Raw genomic sequence first — 20,224 nt, forward strand, 5'->3', positions numbered from 1 at the left:
TTAACATGAGCACAGTCATCAAGAACGGAACCGTTGTTACGGCAGATTTGTCTTACAAAGCGGATGTGCTGGTCGAAGGGGGTGTAATCGCCGAGATCGGGATGGGGCTGACAGGCGATACCGAGTTGGACGCGACGGGCTGCTACGTCATGCCGGGCGGGATCGATCCGCATACGCATCTGGAGATGCCGTTCATGGGGACCTATTCCAGCGACGATTTCGAAAGCGGCACGCGGGCGGCTTTGGCGGGTGGGACGACTATGGTGGTCGATTTTGCGCTGCCAAACCCGGGCGAGAGCCTGCTGGATGCGTTGAAGCGCTGGGACAACAAGTCGACGCGTGCGAATTGCGATTACTCGTTTCACATGGCGGTGACCTGGTGGGGCGAGCAGGTGTTCAATGACCTCAAGACGGTGATTGAGACGCGGGGCATCAACACGTTCAAGCATTTCATGGCCTACAAGGGCGCGTTGATGGTGAATGATGACGAGCTTTTTGCCTCGTTCAAGCGTCTGGCCGAGCTGGGCGGCACCGCCATGGTCCATGCCGAGAATGGCGATGTGGTGGCGGAACTGAGCGCCAAACTGCTGGCCGAGGGCAATACCGGCCCCGAGGCGCATGCCTATTCCCGCCCGCCGCAGGTGGAAGGCGAGGCGACCAACCGGGCGATCATGATCGCGGATATGGCGGGCGTGCCGCTTTATGTCGTGCATACCTCGTGCGAAGAGGCGCATGAGGCCATTCGCCGGGCCAAGATGCAGGGCAAGCGGGTGTGGGGAGAACCTCTGATCCAGCACCTGACCCTGGATGAAAGCGAATATTTCAATCAGGACTGGGATCACGCGGCGCGGCGGGTCATGAGCCCTCCGTTCCGGAACAAGCAGCATCAGGACAGCCTGTGGAACGGGTTGCAATCCGGCACGCTAAGCGTTGTGGCCACGGACCATTGTGCCTTTACCACGGAACAGAAACGCTATGGCGTGGGGGATTTCACCAAGATCCCGAACGGGACCGGAGGGCTTGAAGACCGGATGCCGATGCTGTGGACGCATGGGGTGAATACCGGGCGTCTGACCATGAACGAGTTCGTGGCGGTAACTTCAACAAATATCGCCAAGATATTGAATTGCTATCCGAAAAAGGGCGCTGTTCTGGTTGGCGCGGATGCCGATTTGGTGGTTTGGGATCCTGAGAAATCAAAGACCATCAGCGCGGGCACTCAGCAATCGGCCATCGACTACAACGTCTTCGAAGGCAAAGAGGTCAAGGGCCTGCCACGCTTTACCCTGACACGTGGTCAGGTCGCTGTGCATGATGGAGAGATCCGCACGCAGGAAGGCCATGGTGACTTTGTAGCGCGTGAGGCGAATACGACCGTGAACAAGGCGTTGAGCACATGGAAAGAGCTGACCGCGCCCCGACCGGTCGAGCGGACGGGTATTCCGGCAACGGGCGTATGACGCAGATGAGCCGTCTTGCGGCGGCTCAAATCCACTCTTTTCAAGGCAATGGAATGAATACTGAAAATAAGACCCCGTCCGTGATCGAAGCCAGGCAACTTGACCTGACCTTCCAGACGAATGACGGCCCGGTTCATGCCCTCAAGGATGTGAACCTGACAATCGACAAGGGCGATTTTGTTAGCTTCATCGGCCCCTCGGGCTGCGGTAAAACCACGTTCCTGCGCTGCGTTGCGGCGTTGGAGACCCCGACCGGAGGAACGCTGACCGTGAATGGCATGACCCCGGATGAGGCGCGGCGCAAGCGGGCTTATGGGTATGTGTTTCAGGCGGCGGGCCTGTATCCGTGGCGGACCATTGCCAAGAACATCAAACTGCCGCTTGAGATTATGGGTTATTCCTCGGCGGAACAGGATGAGCGCGTTAGGAACGTACTGGAACTTGTTGATCTTGAAGGGTTTGGTGGGAAATTTCCATGGCAGTTGTCCGGCGGCATGCAGCAACGGGCCAGCATCGCGCGAGCCTTGGCCTTTGATGCCGATATCCTGCTGATGGATGAACCGTTCGGGGCGTTGGACGAGATCGTGCGTGACCACCTGAACGAGCAGCTTTTGGCACTTTGGGCACGGACCGAGAAGACGATTGGCTTTGTGACCCACTCGATCCCCGAGGCGGTGTATCTGAGCACCAAGATCGTGGTCATGAGCCCCCGACCCGGGCGGATTACGGATGTGATCGACAGCCCCTTACCCAAGGAGCGGCCGTTGGACATTCGTGACACGCCGGAATTCATCGAGGTCGCGCATCGGGTGCGCGACGGGCTGCGGGCGGGGCATTCCTATGATGACTGACGCCGTCCAAATCAGACGCGCAAGGCCCGAGGATGTGGAGGCATGCGCGCGGGTGGTTCATGACTGGGCCAGCCAAACCGACTGGATGTCGGACGAACTGCCCGTAGGTCAAATCGCCGACATGATCCGCAAGGCGTTTGATGCGCGCGAAATCTGGGTCACCGGAGACCCGATTGATTGCTATATGTCGGTCGATCCAAAGGAAAACAAAATCGGTGGGCTCTATTGCAGCCGAACCGGACAGGGGATCGGCAAGAGATTTGTCGATCAGGCCAAAGAGGGGCGGGACTTTCTTTGGTTGACCACCCATACCCCCAACACGGCGGCGCAGCGATTTTACCGGCGCGAAGGGTTTGAGGTGACGGCCGAGGAACCGCCGGTGCCTCCGGACACCGTTCCTGTCCTGCGGATGGAGTGGCGGGCATGAAACAGTTCTTTGCAGTCATGACCGTTCTGCTGGCCATTGTTGTGCTGTGGTATCTGGCGGTTGCACCGATGAATATCCGTGTCTCGCTGGATCAGGCCGAACGCGCAGGCGAAACCGTCACGCCCGAGGCGTCACGGGACCGTCAGCAGGTCTCGGTCTGGGTTCTGATGACGCAGAATTCAGCACATATCGTTCGCGGCTACGAACTCGACCGTCCGCGCCTGCCGACCCCGATTCAGGTGGGGCAGGAGCTGTGGAAAACCACTGGTGAGATGGCGATGCGCGGGCGGGCCATGTCAAAGAGGTCGTTGATCTACCACGGCTGGATCACGCTGCAATCCACCCTTTGGGGTTTCGTGCTGGGCACTGCCGTGGGCATTCTGGGGGCCGTCGCCATTGTCTATTCCCGCGTTGTCGACATGAGCCTGATGCCATGGGCCATCATCAGCCAAACGGTGCCGATTGTGGCGCTGGCCCCGATGATCATTGTCCTGAGTTCGCAATTGGGGATCGAGGGGCGTGGGGTGCCCAAGGCCATTATCTCGGCCTACTTGTGTTACTTCCCGGTTCTGGTCGGGATGGTCAAAGGGCTGCGGTCGCCTGCCGTATCACAACTGGATTTGCTCAGAACCTACAATGCAAACGGACTGCAGGCGTTTCTGAAACTGCGCCTGCCGTCCTCGGTGCCGTATCTGTTTACCTCGCTGAAGGTGGGGATCGCGGCGGCCTTGGTCGGGACGATTGTGGGCGAGTTGCCGACGGGTGCAATCTCGGGCCTGGGTGCGCGGATATTGATCGGGGATCAGTTCGGCACACCGCTGGCCATCTGGGCAGCGCTGTTTGCGGCGGCCATTCTGGCGGGCATCCTGGTGACCTTGCTGGACGTGCTGCAACGGGTGACCCTGAACCGCATGGGGATGGGCGCATGAACTGGCTGATCTTTTCCCTGATCTTCTGGGCCGGTGCCTGGTGGCTGAATGCCTGGCTGGCGCGGTCGATCTATCGCGACTCGAAGGGTATTCGGGTCTTTGTGCCGGTGCTGTTTGGTGTCACGCTGCTGATCCTGTGGGAAGGGCTGGTGCGTGGCCTCAACGTCTCACCCGTGATCCTGCCGCCGCCGTCTATGGTGGCGCAGACCTTTGCGAATTCGACGGATATTCTGTGGCAGGATTTTACCCAGACCGTCTTTAAAGGGGCGTTCACCGGCTTTGCCATCGGCAGCAGCGCCGCTTTCGTAACTGCAATCCTGATCGACCGGTCCGTGTTCCTGACACGCGGGCTGCTGCCCATCGGGAACTTTGTCGCGGCCCTGCCCATCGTGGGGATTGCGCCCATTCTGGTCAGTTGGTTCGGGTTTGACTGGCAATCCAAGGCGGCTGTTGTCGTCGTGATGGTGTTTTTCCCGATCCTCGTGAACACGGTGCAGGGCCTGCGCGAAGCGGACGCCATGCAGCGCGATCTGATGCGCACCTATGCGGCCAGTTATATGCAAACGCTGATCAAGCTGCGCCTGCCTGCGGCGATGCCGTTTGTTTTCAACGGCCTCAAGATCGCCACGACGCTGGCGCTGATCGGGGCTATCGTGGCCGAATATTTCGGATCGCCCACGCGCGGCATGGGCTTTCGGATTTCGACCGGGGTGGGCAGCCTGTCCATCGATCTGGTCTGGGCCGAGATTGCTGTGGCGGCCATGGCGGGGACGGTGTTCTATACATTGGTGGCGGGGCTCGAAAAGGTGGTAACCTTCTGGCACCCCTCACAACGCGGATAACAAAAAGAAGACTTAACAGACCCCGAAAACGGGGCACAACACGCAACTAGGAGAAGATGAAGATGAAAAAGCTACTCAGCGGGGCGGTTGCCGCCTTTAGCCTGGCCGCCAGTTCAGCACTGGCCGCAGATGAGGTGACCTTGCAGCTTAAGTGGGTCACGCAGGCTCAGTTCGCTGGCTACTATGTGGCGAAGGACAAGGGGTTTTATGAGGAAGAAGATCTGGACGTGACCATCCTGCCGGGTGGTCCGGATATTGCACCTGAACAGGTCATCGCCGGCGGCGGAGCAGATGTTATCACCACTTGGATGGCTGCCGGGTTAGCAGCGCGTGAGCGTGGCGTCCCATTGGTCAATATCGCCCAGCCGTTCAAGACAGGCGGGCTGCAGGTAAATTGCCTGAAATCTACAGGAGTGAAAACTCCCGAAGACTTCGCTGGTCGGGTCATGGGGGTTTGGTTCTTCGGTAATGAATATCCGTTCTACGCCTGGATGGCCTCGCTTGGTATCGAAACGGACGGCGCGGATGAAAATGGTGTCACTGTCATGAAGCAGGCGTTTTCAGCTGATCCTTTGATCCAGGGGCAGGCGGACTGTATCTCGACTATGACGTACAACGAGTACCGGCAAATTCTACAAGCTGGCATCGCTCCGGAAGAGCTGGTGACCTTCAACTATCTGGATATGGGTTTCGGTATGCTTGAAGACGGTCTTTATGTCATGGAAGACAACCTGAACGATCCTGCATTCGTCGATAAGATGCAGCGGTTCGTGCGTGCCTCTATGAAGGGCTGGAAGTATGCAGCAGAAAACCAGGAGGAGGCGGCTGAAATCGTCCTGGAATTTGACCAGACCGGAGTGCAAACGTTGGACCACCAGATTTACATGGTTGGCGAAGTTGCCAAACTGATCGAGGGTTCGGACGGGTCTCTGGACCCGGCGGATTACGAGCAGACGGTCAATACGCTTCTTTCGGCCGTATCCGCGGACAACCCGGCGATCACCAAACAACCCGAAGGTGCCTGGACGCATCAGATCACCGATGCGGCATTGAACTAAGCCAAACGGGCATTTCGCACGTCACGACGCGGTCCCAAACGGGGCCGCGTTATTCATTCCGACTGTCGGAATTGTGTATGTACTTGGGGTCAAATCGGGCTAGTATTTCCTTGTAATTTATCGCATTTCATCCGATTTGCGTTGCAACTGGGAAAATAATGCAGGGATTTGCATCAGAATTCAGCGGCGCGCTGTCTTTGATCCTCAATGGGGATGCAGAGCTGTGGTCCATTGTGCTTCTGTCCCTGAAGGTTTCCCTGTTGGCGGTACTGATTTCTGCGCTAATCGGGATGCCGGTTGGGGCAGCTCTGGCTGTTGCCCGGTTCCCCGGACGGCGGGTTCTGATCGTTCTGATGAACGCGCTGATGGGCTTTCCGCCGGTGGTGGTGGGGCTGTTGGTGTATCTGATGCTGTCCCGTTCAGGGCCGCTGGGTGTGCTGGAACTGCTCTATACTCCGACCGCGATGATCATCGCTCAGGTCGTGCTGGTGACGCCCATCGTGGCCGCGCTGACCCGACAAGTGGTTGAGATGCTGGCCGAGGAGTATTCGGAACAACTCCGCTCGCTTGGGGTGTCGCGTCTGGCCTCGGTTCCGGTGCTGCTGTGGGACGCGCGGCTTGCCCTGATTACCGCGCTGCTTGCCGGGTTTGGCCGCGCGATCGCCGAGGTCGGGGCGGTGATCATCGTGGGCGGCAATATCAACCATGTGACACGGGTGATGACCACGACGATCGCGCTGGAAACCTCGAAAGGCAATCTGGCGCTGGCGCTGGCTTTGGGTGCGATCCTGATCGGGATTGCGGTGGCCGTGAATGCGATGGTCAGCGCCGCCAGCCTGCGGGCCGAGCAGGAGGGATTGCGCCATGCGTGATCTGGTCTCGGATATGACAAATCGCCTTCATGTCCGCGACGTGCAGATCCGCCGCAACGGGAAAGCTCTGCTGGACGTTGCTGATCTGACGTTGGACGGGCCGGGGCCGACCCTTTTGCTGGGACCGAACGGAGCGGGTAAAAGCCTGTTGCTGCGCTGTTTGCACGGGTTGATTGTGCCGGATCAGGGGCGGGTGATGCAGGACGACACACCGCTGAACGCCGATCACCTGTCGCGGCAGGCGATGGTGTTTCAGCAGCCGGTTCTGCTGCGACGCTCGGTCTCCGCCAATCTGGATTTTGTGTTGAAACGTCAGGGGCTGGCACGCGCCGCGCGCAAAGCCCGGATCGTTGAATTGCTGGCCGAGGGTGGGCTTGAGGACAAAGCCCGGCAATCCGCGCGTTCACTGTCAGGGGGTGAGGCGCAGCGGCTGGCGATCCTGCGCGCGCTGGCGGTGAACCCCGAGACTTTGTTTCTGGACGAACCCACAAGCGCGCTTGACCCAAATGCCACGCAGATGATCGAACGCATGATCCTGCGCGCGTCGTCTCGGGGTGTGCGGATCGTGATGGTCACTCATGACATCGGGCAGGCGCGGCGGCTGGCGGCGGATATTGTCATGATGCAAGGCGGCCATGTGGTTGAACATGGTTCCGCAAAGCAGGTTCTGGATGCCCCGCAAAGCGAGGCATCCCGGCGCTACCTGGCAGGCGGTTTGGTCACTTAGCAGGAAACTTGGAGGTCGCGATGGTTCGGGCAGTTTTGCGCGCAGCACTGGTGGGTCTTGGCCTGATGGCAGGGACTGCTTTGGCAGAGGAGCCGTTCATTGTCGTGCAATCCACCACGTCTACCCAGAACTCGGGCCTGTTGGACTATATCCTGCCGGGGTTTGAGGCGGAGAGCGGGATCGATGTGCGCGTCGTGGCTGTTGGAACCGGTCAGGCCATTCGCAACGCGATCAATGGGGACGGGGATGTGCTGCTGGTGCATTCTAAGCCGGCCGAGGAGCAGTTCGTGGCCGATGGCTGGGGCGTTGAGCGATTTGACCTGATGTATAACGATTTTGTTCTGGTCGGACCGAAATCGGACCCGGCTGGCGTCAAGGGCGGGTCGGATATTCTGTCTGCATTGGCGGCGATTGAGGCGGTAGAGGCCGTTTTTGTCTCGCGCGGGGATGACAGCGGTACGCACAAGGCCGAGCTCGGCCATTGGGCGGAGGCCGGTATTGATCCGACCGAGGCGTCCGGGACGTGGTATCGCGAAACCGGCTCGGGCATGGGGGCGACGTTGAACGTGGCCAGCGGCATGGGGGCCTATGCGCTGACCGACCGGGCAACCTGGCTGTCCTTTGGCAACCGGGGCGATCTTAAAATACTGGTCGAGGGCGACCCGCGTTTGTTCAACCAATATGGCGTGATCCTTGTGAACCCCGACAAACACCCCACCGTGCGCGCCAACGCAGGGCAGAGGTTTATCGACTGGCTGCTGGGGCCGGACGGTCAGGCGGCCATCGAGTCATTCCGGCTGCAGGGGCAGCAGGTGTTCTTTCCCAACGCGCAGTGAATTGGCCTGCGGCCAATGCCTTCGGCGAGAGTATTTTTGAAAAGATGAAGCGTTACCCGCTGGCGCCATTATGGTGGATCTGTCCCAATCCGTTCAGATCGTAGCCGCCGAATTCGGAAGCCCGGGCGTGGAATTGGTCGGAGCGCAAGAAGCGCAGCAGTTTCTGCATCGGCGGGTCGAAATAGGCGCGTCGCCAGATGGCCAGATCCAGCCTTTCGGAATGAGTCGGCGCAAAGCCAAGGTTGTAGAGACTGGCCAGAGAACCCAACCCGAACCCGGCCTCGGCCTTGCCGTCATGTAAGGATATGGCCAGTTCCTCTTCGGTGCGGGCGCAGTTTGGCAGGGCGTTCAGATCATCCCGTGTCATGCCATGCGCTTCGAGCTGCGCGTCAAACAGGCGCTGGCTTGCGGCACTGTTCTGGCGCAGGATGACGCGCCGATTTCTAAGGTCGGCAAACCCGCTAATGTCGGTGACACCGGGGGCGAGCAATAACCCGCGCTGCCGCTGGGCAATTTCGACCAGAACCATGGGCGCTTCGCCCAACGCATCGCGCAGGGAGGTTGTGTTGAACCCATCTTCTTCGTGGATGTGCAAGACCGCGGCTTGCGCGCTGCGATCTGCAAGGCGGGTCAGCCCGTCGAAAGAGCCGTCATAATAAGTCGCCAACCCCGATCCGCTTTCCCGCAGCGCCCAATCCAGCAGAGGATCATGGCTGCCCGCGACGATGGCGGGCAGGGGTGGTTCGGCCACCTGCGGACCGGATCGAGAGGCGTTGAGCCATGCGATCACCTCGGCGCGGGGGAACAGCAGTTTTCCCATGGCGCGGACGCAGGGCACCTCGCCCGAGGAGGCCAGATCGTAGGCCTTTCGCTCGCCGATCCGCAGCAGGTCGGCCAGTTCTTTGGTGGTCAGGTAGTCGGACATTCAGTCAAGGCGCACGGCTGAGCCGGAAGTGGCCTCTTCGGCGCTAAAGCCCATCTGCTCCAGCGTGTAAGGGGCTGCAACGGTGATGACGACCATCGCGGCCAGGGCGGCAAAAAAGGCTTTCATGGTCTCCTCCGGGTTCAGTCCTGGTCAACCGTTGCGCGGCGTAGAAAGGCGATCAAATCGTCCCGGTCCTGTGCTTGGGTAATCCGCTGCATCGGCATCTTTGACCCTGGAATGTAGTGATCCGGCCCTTCTTCGAAAAGGGCATTTATCGTCTCATCATTCCAAATGATATCAGTGTCTTGTAAGGTTTCCGAGTAGAAATAGCCCGGCAAGGTTCCGGCCGGGCGACCGAACAGTCCATACAGCGTTGGACCGGCGCGTCGTTGCCCATCAGGTGTCAGGCTGTGGCAGATCGAGCATTTGCGGGCGAATTGGCGCTCGCCATTGCTCATTTCGTCTGGGTTTTTCAGAAAGCTTGGCTCGACAGCGGCCATTTGGTCTTGATCGCCAAGGGCTGAAACCGGCCAGCTATACATGGCGTCGTCGATGCCGCCCGCGTGGATGTTCTGCCCGTCGGCGGAAAAGGCCAGCGCCCAGACCGGCCCGCGCAGGGTGGCGCGGAAATCCTGCGCGATGCGCCATTCGGTCGTGTCGATCACCATGATGTAGCCTTCGCCATCACCAACCGCCAGCAAGCTGCGGTCGGGGCTGAGGGCAAGCGCAAGGATCGGGCGGCGGTCGAGGGTGAAGTCTCGTTCTTCCCGCGTGGACAGGTCCAGAATGCGCGTGACGCCGTCAACCGCGCCATAGGCGATCCAGTTGTCCTGCGTGTTCAGGATCAATTCGTTGATGCCAAAGCCATGCTCGACCAACCGATCTGTTTCCTGACCGGTGGCAACATCCCAAAGCCGCAGAGCGCCATCGACCCCCGCAGAATAAAGATGCGCGCCATCTGGCGAAAAGGCCACTGCGTTCACACCGCTGCCGGTTGGTCCAAGCAAAACAGGGTCTGACCCGTCGACCGGCCAAAGCCCGATGGTGCCATCCCAACTGGCTGTGGCAACGTGGGTTTTCGAAGCTGCAAGCCCGACGATCTTGCCTTTGTGCTGGCCGACAATTGCACCGCCGGGCCAGCGACGCAAGGTGAAATCGTCCCCGGCGGAATAGATCGCGGTTCCGTTGAACACGACGCTGTTGACGGCGGCTTCGTGGCCTTCAAGCCATTCGGGGGATTTGCCCGACCATAGACCCACGGAATTGTCGAAACTGGCCGTCGCAATGCGCCCGTCCGGCGCGGTGGCGATCCCCATGATCGGGCCGCCATGACCCTTGAGCGTGAAGAACTCGGACCAGGCGGGCAGGGGGACCAGCGCCAGGGCCAGGATCAGCCCGCGCATCTATTCTGCGGGTGAAGCCGCTGCTTTACCGGCCTCTTTTTCCTGCACCTCTTCCAGCCACAGCGAGTGGTGCTCGCGCGCCCATTGCTCTTCGACCTCACCGGTTCCCATGGCATCGAATGCGCCCTCCATCCCGACCGAGCCGAGGTAGATATGGGCGATGATGATGGCAATGAAGACATAAGCCACCATAACGTGCCAGACCTGCGCATACTGCATCTCTTCCTGCGGTGCCATTTGTGTCGGCAGGTTCAGGCCCAATGCTTGCGGAATGCCGGTGGCGTTTGCGACCGAGAAAGTCTTGGCAAACATCGGCAATTCAAACGGGAACAGCAGCGACAGGCCCGACAGGCTGATCGAGACGCCCAGCAGGATGCAGGCCCAGAAGATGATCTTTTGACCGGCGTTGAACTTTTTGGCGGGCGGGTGAGAGCCTTTGGTGAAAAGCCCCCCTCCGGCAGCCAGCCATTTCAGGTCCGTGCGGTTTGGTATGTTGTGGGCGATCCAGTTCACGGTGACGATGATGAGCCCCAGCATAAAGGCCCAGGCCAGGTTGTTGTGCAGCCATTTGCAGCCCTGGGCGATGGTCGCGAAGCCTTCCTTGCCGAAGATCGGGATCAGGAAGTCGCGCCCATAAAGCGTCAGCAGGCCGGTAAGGCCGAGGATCAGGAAGGACCCGGCAAACAGCCAATGCCCGAAGCGTTCAAAACTGGTAAAGCGCAGGACAGTCCGGCCGGTTTTCTCGCCATCAATACGGATTTTTCCGCGGATCAGGAAGAACAAGACGATGATCGCAAGCATTCCTGCGACGATATAGCCGCCGTATTCGCGCAACGGTCCGGTGCGGAATTCCCACCACCACATGCCGCCGTCCTGTATCAGAACACTGTCGGCAGGCCCACGAGATGAGACGGTGACGACTGCCGAACCAAAGCGCAACGCACGGTAGACATCGCTGTCCGATGACACGCCGCTTGGGCCAAACTGGCCCAGCAGACCCTCGACATTGCCCTGGCCGGTGTTTTCCGAACGATAGGCGTTATCCACCTGTTCGCCGCGCTGTCGGGCCAGAATATCCTCAAGCGTCGTCGCGCCGCCGGTCGAACTGCGCTCGGTCGTGGGGGCAGGTGCTTCGGTCTCGTCGGATTGCGCAAGTGCGGCCTGCGCCAGTCCAATCGTAAGCGATAGTGCGAAGAATAAGCGGAACATCTGAACCTCGGTCAAAATTCCAAAGCAGGCGACCCGCACGGGCGGGTCACCTGAGTTTGATGCAGACGGTTTATCCGTCTTTCTGGTCGTAGGCCGTGCCCCAACCCCACGCGCCCGAACCAAACCCGCGCGCGACGACGCGCTCGCGGTAGATGGCCGAGACCACGTCGCCGTCACCGGCAAGCAGGGCCTTGGTGGAACACATCTCGGCGCAGATGGGCAGTTTGCCCTCGGCGATCCGGTTGCGACCGTATTTGGCGAACTCTGCGGTCGAGTGCGTTTCCTCGGGACCGCCGGCGCAGAAGGTACATTTGTCCATCTTGCCGCGCGATCCGAAGTTGCCCGCCTGCGGGTATTGCGGCGCGCCGAACGGGCACGCGTAGAAGCAATAACCACAGCCAATGCACAGGTCCTTGGAGTGCAGGACAACCCCTTCTTCGTTCTGATAGAAGCAGTCGACCGGGCACACCGCCATGCAGGGCGCATCCGAGCAATGCATACAGGCCACCGAGATCGAGCGTTCGCCCGGGTCACCGTCATTGATCGTCACCACCCTGCGGCGGTTCACGCCCCACGGCACCTCGTGTTCGTTCTTACAAGCGGTGACGCAGGCATTGCACTCGATGCAGCGTTCGGCGTCGCAGAGAAATTTTGCTCTTGCTGCCATTTTTCTCTTCTCCTCCCTTACGCTGACCAGATTTTGCAGAGAGTCGCTTTGGTCTCCTGCATCTGGGTCACTGAATCGTAGCCATAGGTCTGGGCGGTGTTGGTACTTTCACCCAGCACATATGGGTCTGCACCGGCGGGGTATTTGTGCCGCTGGTCCTCGCCCTGGAAATGGCCACCAAAGTGGAACGGCATGAAGGCCACACCGGCACCGACCCTGTTGGTCAGCATCGCCATCACCTTGACCTTGCCACCCTCAGGACCTTCGACCCAGACCTGTGATCCGTCACGAATGCCCAGGTTGTTGGCATCGCGGGGATTGATCTCGACGAACATGTCCTGCTGAAGCTCGGCCAGCCACGGGTTCGACCGTGTCTCATCACCGCCGCCTTCATATTCGACCAGACGACCTGACGTTAGGATTATCGGGTAATCCTTTGAAAAGTCGTTCTTTTGGATCGAAGCATAAAGGGTGGGCAGGCGATACGCGTGCCGGTCTTCGTAGGTCGGATAATCCTCCACCAGATCGCGCCGGTTGGTATAGAGCGGTTCGCGATGCAGCGGGATCGGATCCGGGAAGGTCCAGACAACCGCGCGGGCTTTGGCGTTCCCGAAGGGCGCACAGCCATGCTCGATCGCAACCCGCTGGATGCCGCCGGACAGGTCGGTTTTCCAGTTGGTCTCTGGTCCCGCAACGGCGTCGATGGCTGCGCGTTCCTCAGCCGTCAGATCGCCGTCCCAGCCGAGGTCCATCAGCATCTGCATCGTGAATTCGGGATAACCATCCTGAATTTCCGATCCAACGCTATAGACCCCTTCGGCCAGCAGGTTGTCACCATCGCGTTCCACCCCGAAACGAGCGCGGAAAGTCAGGCCACCTTCGGCCACCGGCTTGGACATATCATAGAGGTTCGGTGTCCCCGTATGACCCATCTCGGCCGTGCCCCAGCAGGGCCATGGCAGTCCGTAATACTCGCCGTCGTTTGGTCCACCAATGGCTTGCAGCGTGGTTCTGTCGAACGTGTGCTGGTTGGCCATGTGGCTTTTCAGACGTTCCGGCGACTGACCAGTATAGCCGATGGTCCAGAGGCCCGCGTTGAACTCACGCGTGATGCTTTCAACGTTGGGGGTCTCGGCATCCTCCATCTCGATATTGCGGAACAGACGATCCGCCCAGCCGAACTTGTTGGCGAACTTGGCCATGATGACCTCGTCCGGCAGGCTTTCGAACAGCGGATCCACCACCTTGTCGCGCCACTGAAGCGAGCGGTTCGACGCGGTGACAGAACCACGGGTTTCGAACTGCGTACAGGCGGGCAGCAGGTAAACGCCATCGGTGCGGTCATGCAGCACGGCGGAAACGGTGGGATACGGGTCGATCACGACCAGCATGTCCAGCTTCTCCATCGCCGTTTTCATTTCCGTCATCCGGGTCTGCGAGTTGGGCGCGTGGCCCCAAAGAACCATGGCGCGGACGTTGTTGTCCTGATCCATGTTGGCCGGGTCTTCCAGAACACCGTCGATCCAACGAGAGACCGGGATGCCGCGCTCATTCATCAGCGGCTTGTCCTTGCCTTCCTTGTCCTTGATCGTGGCGAACTGACCTTTAAGCCAATCCAGATCCTCACCCCAGACGCGGCTCCAATGGCCCCATGCCCCTGCGGACAGGCCGTAATAGCCGGGCAGAGTGTGGGACAGAACACCAAGGTCCGTTGCGCCCTGCACGTTGTCATGGCCGCGGAAGATGTTGGTGCCACCACCCGAGGTGCCCATGTTGCCAAGCGCAAGCTGCAGCACGCAATAGGCGCGGGTGTTGTTGTTGCCGTTGGTGTGCTGGGTTCCACCCATACACCAGATCACGGTGCCGGGGCGGTTGTTAACCATGGTCCGGGCAACGCGTTTCAGCTGCGAGCCGGGAACGCCGGTCACACGCTCGGTCTCTTCCGGGTTCCAGTTGGCAACTTCGGTGCGGATCTGGTCCATACCCCAGACACGGGTACGGATGAACTCTTTGTCCTCCCAACCGTTATCGAAGATGTGCCACAGGATACCCCAGATCAGCGCAACGTCTGTGCCGGGACGGAACCGGACATATTCATCCGCATGCGCTGCCGTGCGCGTGAATCGCGGGTCGCAGACGATCAGCGGAGCGTTGTTCTGCTCTTTCGCGCGTAGAACGTGCAGCAGCGAGACGGGGTGCGCCTCGGCCGGGTTGCCGCCGATGATGAAGATGGCCCGGGAATTGTGGATGTCGTTATACGAATTGGTCATGGCGCCGTAGCCCCATGTGTTCGCAACACCCGCAACGGTGGTTGAGTGGCAGATACGGGCCTGATGGTCCACGTTGTTCGTGCCCCAATAGGCGGCGAACTTGCGGAACAGATAGGCCTGTTCGTTATTGTGCTTGGCCGAGCCCAGCCAGTACACGCTGTCCGGCCCGGATTCCTGACGGATGTTCATCATGCCGTCGCCGATCTCGTCGATCGCCTGTTCCCAGCTGATGCGCTTCCACTCGCCGCCTTCCTTTTTCATCGGATATTTCAGGCGGCGTTCGCCATGGGCGTGCTCGCGGACCGAGGCCCCCTTGGCGCAGTGTGCACCCAGATTGAACGGGCTGTCCCAGCCGGGTTCCTGACCGACCCAGACACCGTTCTGTACTTCGGCAACGACCGTACAGCCGACCGAACAGTGGGTGCATACGGATTTGATGTTTTCAACGGCTGTGTTGGCCGCTGTCTGGGCGCTGGCTGGCGTCACGGTTCCACCCGTGGCGCTGATCGCGGCAAGGCCGCCGATCGTCAGGCCCGAGCCACGCAGAAATGCGCGGCGATCGACGGTTTTCTCGCCGACCTGGGACAGGATACTTGTCCGCTGGGGGCGTCTCGCAACCCCGTTGGTCTTTTTCCTTAACATTGGTTTCCTCCCTTGCTGGCCATGTAAGCCATGGCTGGCTTGGTGCTGGTGATGCCGACGTCAGGGCCAATCGCAACCGTCAGTCGGATGGTGAAAACGTCCGATCCTAGAACCGGGTGCTTTCATCGTCGCTCAAAAGCGCGTGCTTTCGAAGTATGCGCGGGTGTGCGCGGTGTCCTGCATGCGGGTCTCGTCCGTTGGCAGCTCGGCTGCTTCGGCCTGACCGCTCAGGCTGGCGGCGGCGACGGCAGCGGGTGCTGCGGTTCCGGCCAGTTTGAGGAAGTTCCGGCGCGTGGTGCCTTCTTCCTTGGTCTTGCTCATGGGCTCCTCCTGTCCCAGTTGCGATCTAGCGCCAAACGGGGCGCTGGCGAGTGACAGCGCATCACGCTGTCGTCATTCGGAAGGCCTCGCGTTCGATCTCCATGAACACCCGACCGGCTGTCCCGACCGAGGCATAGAGAACCGACGCTTCGGCGGCTTCCAAATCCGAATAGAAATGTGCGGCCCAGGGGCCGATATGTTTGTTCCAGAACGCTTTTTGGTCTTCCAGCGTGGCAGGTGCGCCAAAGCGGCCTACGATCATGCCCGCCATCATCTCCATCAGTGAGGCGATGTTGTCCTCGGGCTCGAACACATTCTGCGCCCGTGTGATCCCACGCGCGGCCATGTCGTTGCGAAGCTGCGCGAGGGGTTTTTCGTTCAGGAACCCGGTCAAGTAGAAACTTGCGTAAGGCAGCAATTCTCCACGACCCAGCCCAATGAACAGCGCGTTGAACTCACGCTCGGCGGCAGCGGGTTTGGTGACTTTTGCCACCCGCGCCATCGCCTGAATGGCCTGACCCAGATCGGTGTCGTCGCCGCTTAGGCCCGCCATCTGATCCAAAAGCAACTGATCGGGCGGGCCTGCCAGCAGCAGACCCAGAAAATTGTAGAAATCCGCGCGCAGCCGATCTTCGGCTGAGATGTCTATGGTCTGCGCGTTATCTGCGGTCATGCGTTATCCTTCGAATTCAAATCTCATACGGCGCGGGGAAGGGGGCAGTTCAGTCTCTTCCGGCTCGTGGGCTGCGGCTACCGAAACGGGTTCAGGAGGGGCTTGATCCAAAGCCGGTTCCTGTTCGATCTCAGGTGGCTCAGCCAGATCTTGGGGCGTTTCTTCCTCTGCCTCAGCAGCTAGTGCTTCAACATGCGCCAGCATGCCTTTGCCAACCTGATACGCTGTCTGGAGGTTCTCGATCACGCAGGCGGCGTCCGTGTAATCCTCGCCGTAATCGACCAGCCCATCCACATTGGCCAGCACCGGATTCAGCCGCCACAACCGACGTAGCGCCCGACGACGCAGCCGATCCGGCACTGCTTTGGCCATGAAGCCCGAGACATCGTCGCCGGCCTGCAACTGATCCGGGTCGGGCAAGTTGAACTCGGCCAAAATTTCGGCGTCGGTCTTTTCGTCCTGTTCGGTGTGCTGTGCTGCGATAGCCTGTTCTTCTGCCGCAATCACTTCGGCCTTGGCTTCGGCCTGAACGGCAGCTTTGCGGCGGGACCAGAAATCGCGGGCTTGGGTCATTGCACAACCCTCCGCGGGGCGCGGTAGACGTCCGAATCCTGCCGGATCCGCGCATCGCCCTTGCCGTCCTCAATCAGATCGGTCCGTTTCTTGTCGCGACGGCGTTTGACGAAAACCTCATCGCGGTGGTGCTCAAGGGTAAAGTCCCGCATCCAGGCGATCAGGCCATCGGTCATCGGGATTTTTTCGACGATCTCTTCGCCGGTATCGGCGTAATCCTGACCTTCGAAGGGTGAGGCGGTGATCAGCACCGCATCCATCGGGCGTTTCCCGTCCAAAGCATCGCGCAGAACCAGATAGATCGAAGGCTGACCGTCAGACAGGTTGACCATGTAAGCCTCGGTCTCATCTGCCCACAAGGTCAGGGGCAGGGTGGCGGCGTGATATTCAACTGCTTCGCCTTCGCGCCGCAACTCCAGCCAATCGGCCGGACCTGCTCCGGGCAGCGCCGCAACAGCGCGCCAGTTCCACTTGGCCCAGCGGGTCACACCGGGTGTTTTGCGCACAACGACGCCAACAGGCATTTCGATACGGCTTGCGGCCTTGGCCACTGGCTCCTCCCCGTAAGGCTCTCCCCTGCCTTACCTAGCGTCTACTATGGTACACATAGCGCTATCATGCCAAGTCTCAATCACGTGAAAACAGGCGTGATCACCTAGAATTTAACATGTGAAATTCCGACCGATTCAGTCGGAAAACAAGGGGATTTCCGATTTATCAAACAACTTGCCGCTGCCTGCGCGCAGGGGCTGGATTGCCAGCGGCGGGATACCATCTAATGTAGACAAGTAAGGAAGCTGTCCGGGGGAGGGACATGGCCACCAAACTCATCCTATGTGACTGCGAAGGGTCACAGCCCGTTGACGCCGACCGGATAGGCTCTGCCTGCGATGTCGAGTGTTCCAGAACCCACACAGCCCTGTGCACCCGCGAGCTTGGCGTGGTGGCCGAGTTCATGAAAGGCGATGATCCGGTTCTGATCGCCTGCGGGCAAGAGCAGGAAGTGTTCCGCGATCTGGCCGAGGACCTCGACGTCGATTTGCCCGCCTTCGTCGATTTGAGGGACCGCGCCGGTTGGTCGGATCAGGCCCGGGACGCCGCACCCAAGATGGCCGCGTTGGCCGCCGAGGTGTTGGTGCCCTTGCCAATCACACCCAGCGTGGATGTGATCAGCGAAGGGACATGCTGCATCATTGGCCCCGCCGAGGCTGCGTTTGAATTGGCGGAACGTCTGTCCGGTACCTTGGCGGTCACGGTTTTGACGTCCGAGGACAGTGTTCCCTTCAGCCGCGCTTTTGATGTGGTGCGCGGGCAAGTGCGTTCGGTCACTGGTGCCTTGGGGGGATTCTCGCTGCAGATCGATCAGGTTCAGCAGGTCGAACCGGGTGGGCGCGGGGCCTTCACATGGTCAGATCCCCGCGATGGTGCGAAATCCGCATGCGATATCCTGATTGACCTGACCGGCGGCACGGCCTTGGTTCAGGCCCCGACCAAGCGCGAAGGGTATCTGCGCGCTGACCCGCGCGATCCGGTGGCGGTTGCCCGTCTGGCCTTTGACGCCGCGCAGTTGGTGGGGACCTTCGAAAAGCCGCTATATGTCCGGTTGGAGGAAACCCTGTGTGCTCATTCCCGCGCCGAACAGGTTGCGTGCACCAATTGCCTCGACATCTGCCCGACTGGCGCAATCACCCCGGCGGGTGAGCATGTTGCGATTGACCCGATGATCTGCGCGGGTTGCGGGGCTTGCGCCGCCCTGTGCCCCTCGACCGCGATTACCTATGAGGACCCGCCCGTGTCGGCGATCCTGTCCCGGATGCATGTTCTGGCCCGCACTTACCGCCGGGCCGGAGGTGCAGCGCCGCGCCTGCTGGTGCATGATGCCCACGGGGCCGAGATGATCCGTCTGGCCGCGCGCTTTGGCCGGGGTCTGCCCGCTAACGTGATCCCGATGGAGTTGAGCGTGATTTCAGGCTTTGGCCATGCAGAAATGCTGGCCGCCCTGGCCCATGGCTTTGCGCGGGTCGATATACTGCTTGCCCCCACAACCGAGCGGGACGCGCTGGACCAAGAGCTTGAACTGGCGAAAGCCATAGCCGGAGATGGCGCATTGGGACTAATTGATGAGGCTGACCCGGACACCGTGTCGGATCAGCTTTACGCGCAAGAGGTTCCGACACCGCTGGCCGATCCGGTTCTGCCCTTGGGCAACCGTCGGCAAATCACCCGGTTGGCTGCGCAGGCCCTGAACCCAGAAGCCGACGCGCCTTTGTCACTGCCGGAAGGTGCGCCATATGGGGCAGTTGCAGTGAACACCGACGCCTGCACCTTGTGTCTCAGCTGTGTGTCGCTCTGCCCATCGGGGGCATTGATCGACAACCCGGACAACCCGCAACTGAACTTCCAGCAGGACGCCTGCCTGCAATGCGGCCTTTGCCGGAATATCTGCCCGGAAGATGCAATTACATTGGTGCCGCAACTTGACCTGAGCGATGCGGCCCTGTCCCAGCAGGTGTTGAACGAAGAAGAGCCGTTTGCCTGCGTGGAATGCGGCGCGTTGTTCGGAGTAAAATCAACGGTCGAGCGCATCATGGAGAAACTTTCAGGCACGCATCCGATGTTTGCCTCGTCCGAGCAGGCGCGGATGATCCAGATGTGTGACAATTGCCGGGTGAATGCGCAGTTCAAAATCCAGGACAATCCGTTCCAGTCCAATCCGAAACCTCGGGTGGTCACGACGGACGACTATTTCTCAAAACGGAAGGATCATTGATGCTGCAGCGGCGCGCCCAGATCCGCCGCATCGATGACCGAGACAAAGGCAAGGATGGCCTCAAGATCGTCCAGCGTCATTTCAACCGGATGAATGGGCGAGGGGCGCGACGGGTCGAACGGCGGCGTCAGCCCGTCTATCTGCGTGAAAGCCGGGTGCGGGTTCAGCGCAAAGAAGGCCTGAAACCGTTCGGACCAGTCGGGCAGGGTGCGCAACACCGCAAAAGACGGGGTCGAGCCCAGACCGTTCATCCGGTTCTGAGGGCCAATCACATGGCACCGACCACAATGGGTCATCGACAGTTCCTCGCCCAATGCAGTGTCACCATCGGTGGTCGGGGTGTCGTCGGTAGTGACGACTTCGAAACTGGCGCTGTACGGCGCGCCTTGATCCGGTGCAAAACTCTCGACCGTGCGCTTGCCAATGTCCGACAGCAGCCAGTCACGGAACCGGGACTGGCGCGGGTCGTCCTGAATGCTCAGATGATAGATCACCGTATCGCGGGCAAAGACAGGATCGCCGCTGGGTTCAGCCGACAGCGTCATAACACCGTCTTCTGCGGCAATAACGCGTATCCCGGTCTTGAGTGAAAAGCGCGGAAGAATATGTTGCAAAAGGCCCGTGTCTGAAACCTCGGGCGGGGCGGCAAGGCCGATGGCCTCTTGCGACCCGGAAGGGGTGGCGGTGAGCGTCAGGCTGAGGCACAACAGGACAAAGCGCATGGCCAAACCTAACGGCCAATTGGCAAATGCGTCAAATGAACGAAGAA

21 protein-coding genes are annotated in these 20,224 nt (G+C 60.2%); 10 read left to right on the forward strand and 11 right to left on the reverse strand.

All coding sequences use genetic code 11. The features are described from left to right. Positions 1-5 precede the first annotated feature (5 nt). From hydA to ACR0C9_RS04560, 9 genes are all read left to right on the forward strand, one after another. Entirely contained in the window at positions 6-1,460 is a 1,455-nt protein-coding gene (hydA, locus tag ACR0C9_RS04520) for a dihydropyrimidinase (protein WP_480780477.1), read from the forward strand. A 53-nt stretch (positions 1,461-1,513) separates the two neighbouring features. Further along, a complete protein-coding gene (locus tag ACR0C9_RS04525; RefSeq protein WP_480780478.1) occupies positions 1,514-2,311 on the forward strand; it encodes an ABC transporter ATP-binding protein in 798 nt (265 codons plus the stop codon). After that, positions 2,304-2,738 carry a GNAT family N-acetyltransferase gene (locus ACR0C9_RS04530; RefSeq protein ID WP_170451326.1) on the forward strand — a complete coding sequence of 145 codons (435 nt, stop codon included), beginning with the start codon at positions 2,304-2,306 and terminating at the stop codon, positions 2,736-2,738. The genes ACR0C9_RS04525 and ACR0C9_RS04530 overlap by 8 nt, the downstream gene beginning before the upstream one ends. Then, positions 2,735-3,667, forward strand: coding sequence for an ABC transporter permease (locus ACR0C9_RS04535; RefSeq protein WP_480780479.1), 933 nt, complete (start codon positions 2,735-2,737; stop codon positions 3,665-3,667). The genes ACR0C9_RS04530 and ACR0C9_RS04535 overlap by 4 nt, the downstream gene beginning before the upstream one ends. Then, positions 3,664-4,509 (forward strand): ABC transporter permease, encoded by an 846-nt coding sequence (locus ACR0C9_RS04540; RefSeq protein ID WP_170518042.1) that lies wholly within the window; start codon positions 3,664-3,666, stop codon positions 4,507-4,509. Before ACR0C9_RS04535 ends, ACR0C9_RS04540 begins: the two co-directional genes overlap by 4 nt. A 62-nt stretch (positions 4,510-4,571) precedes the next feature. Further along, positions 4,572-5,567 (forward strand): ABC transporter substrate-binding protein, encoded by a 996-nt coding sequence (locus ACR0C9_RS04545; protein WP_480780480.1) that lies wholly within the window; start codon positions 4,572-4,574, stop codon positions 5,565-5,567. A gap of 158 nt (positions 5,568-5,725) precedes the next feature. Further along, positions 5,726-6,439, forward strand: coding sequence for an ABC transporter permease (locus ACR0C9_RS04550; protein ID WP_480780481.1), 714 nt, complete (start codon positions 5,726-5,728; stop codon positions 6,437-6,439). Beyond that, entirely contained in the window at positions 6,432-7,166 is a 735-nt protein-coding gene (locus ACR0C9_RS04555) for an ATP-binding cassette domain-containing protein (protein WP_480780482.1), read from the forward strand. Before ACR0C9_RS04550 ends, ACR0C9_RS04555 begins: the two co-directional genes overlap by 8 nt. A gap of 20 nt (positions 7,167-7,186) precedes the next feature. Next, positions 7,187-8,002, forward strand: a complete 816-nt coding sequence (locus tag ACR0C9_RS04560; RefSeq protein ID WP_170451320.1) for a substrate-binding domain-containing protein — start codon at positions 7,187-7,189, stop codon at positions 8,000-8,002. Between the two features lie 52 nt (positions 8,003-8,054). Here ACR0C9_RS04560 and ACR0C9_RS04565 read toward each other — a convergent pair whose 3' ends face one another. From ACR0C9_RS04565 to ACR0C9_RS04610, 10 genes are all read right to left on the reverse strand, one after another. Further along, positions 8,055-8,927, reverse strand: coding sequence for a substrate-binding domain-containing protein (locus ACR0C9_RS04565; protein ID WP_480780483.1), 873 nt, complete (start codon positions 8,925-8,927; stop codon positions 8,055-8,057). Beyond that, positions 8,928-9,053 (reverse strand): hypothetical protein, encoded by a 126-nt coding sequence (locus ACR0C9_RS04570; protein WP_480581542.1) that lies wholly within the window; start codon positions 9,051-9,053, stop codon positions 8,928-8,930. It abuts the gene before it with no gap. Positions 9,054-9,067: 14 nt separating this feature from the next. Continuing rightward, entirely contained in the window at positions 9,068-10,330 is a 1,263-nt protein-coding gene (locus ACR0C9_RS04575) for a c-type cytochrome (RefSeq protein WP_480780484.1), read from the reverse strand. Next, positions 10,331-11,539, reverse strand: a complete 1,209-nt coding sequence (locus ACR0C9_RS04580; RefSeq protein WP_480780485.1) for a formate dehydrogenase subunit gamma — start codon at positions 11,537-11,539, stop codon at positions 10,331-10,333. Between the two features lie 70 nt (positions 11,540-11,609). Then, the gene (fdh3B, locus tag ACR0C9_RS04585; protein ID WP_039530246.1) at positions 11,610-12,206 is read right to left on the reverse strand and encodes a formate dehydrogenase FDH3 subunit beta; all 597 of its coding nucleotides are present in this window, start codon (positions 12,204-12,206) and stop codon (positions 11,610-11,612) included. A gap of 17 nt (positions 12,207-12,223) precedes the next feature. Continuing rightward, a complete protein-coding gene (locus ACR0C9_RS04590) occupies positions 12,224-15,118 on the reverse strand; it encodes a formate dehydrogenase subunit alpha (protein ID WP_170451316.1) in 2,895 nt (964 codons plus the stop codon). 132 nt (positions 15,119-15,250) lie between these two features. Then, the gene (locus tag ACR0C9_RS04595) at positions 15,251-15,439 is read right to left on the reverse strand and encodes a twin-arginine translocation signal domain-containing protein (RefSeq protein WP_170451315.1); all 189 of its coding nucleotides are present in this window, start codon (positions 15,437-15,439) and stop codon (positions 15,251-15,253) included. A 61-nt stretch (positions 15,440-15,500) separates the two neighbouring features. Next, positions 15,501-16,112: a molecular chaperone TorD family protein gene (locus tag ACR0C9_RS04600; RefSeq protein WP_170451314.1), complete on the reverse strand. Its 612-nt coding sequence runs from the start codon at positions 16,110-16,112 to the stop codon at positions 15,501-15,503. A 3-nt stretch (positions 16,113-16,115) separates the two neighbouring features. Further along, the gene (locus tag ACR0C9_RS04605) at positions 16,116-16,685 is read right to left on the reverse strand and encodes a DUF3306 domain-containing protein (RefSeq protein ID WP_170451313.1); all 570 of its coding nucleotides are present in this window, start codon (positions 16,683-16,685) and stop codon (positions 16,116-16,118) included. Then, the gene (locus ACR0C9_RS04610; RefSeq protein ID WP_170451312.1) at positions 16,682-17,236 is read right to left on the reverse strand and encodes a DUF3305 domain-containing protein; all 555 of its coding nucleotides are present in this window, start codon (positions 17,234-17,236) and stop codon (positions 16,682-16,684) included. The genes ACR0C9_RS04605 and ACR0C9_RS04610 overlap by 4 nt, the downstream gene beginning before the upstream one ends. 263 nt (positions 17,237-17,499) lie before the next feature. Between ACR0C9_RS04610 and ACR0C9_RS04615 the strand changes: the two genes are divergently transcribed. After that, a complete protein-coding gene (locus tag ACR0C9_RS04615; RefSeq protein WP_480780486.1) occupies positions 17,500-19,455 on the forward strand; it encodes a 4Fe-4S binding protein in 1,956 nt (651 codons plus the stop codon). Here the strand turns inward: ACR0C9_RS04615 and ACR0C9_RS04620 are convergent. Then, positions 19,449-20,177, reverse strand: coding sequence for a c-type cytochrome (locus ACR0C9_RS04620; protein WP_480780487.1), 729 nt, complete (start codon positions 20,175-20,177; stop codon positions 19,449-19,451). The two genes, ACR0C9_RS04615 and ACR0C9_RS04620, sit on opposite strands and share 7 nt — an antisense overlap. Positions 20,178-20,224 lie beyond the last annotated feature (47 nt).

This window comes from Ruegeria sp. C12 (assembly GCF_056537745.1).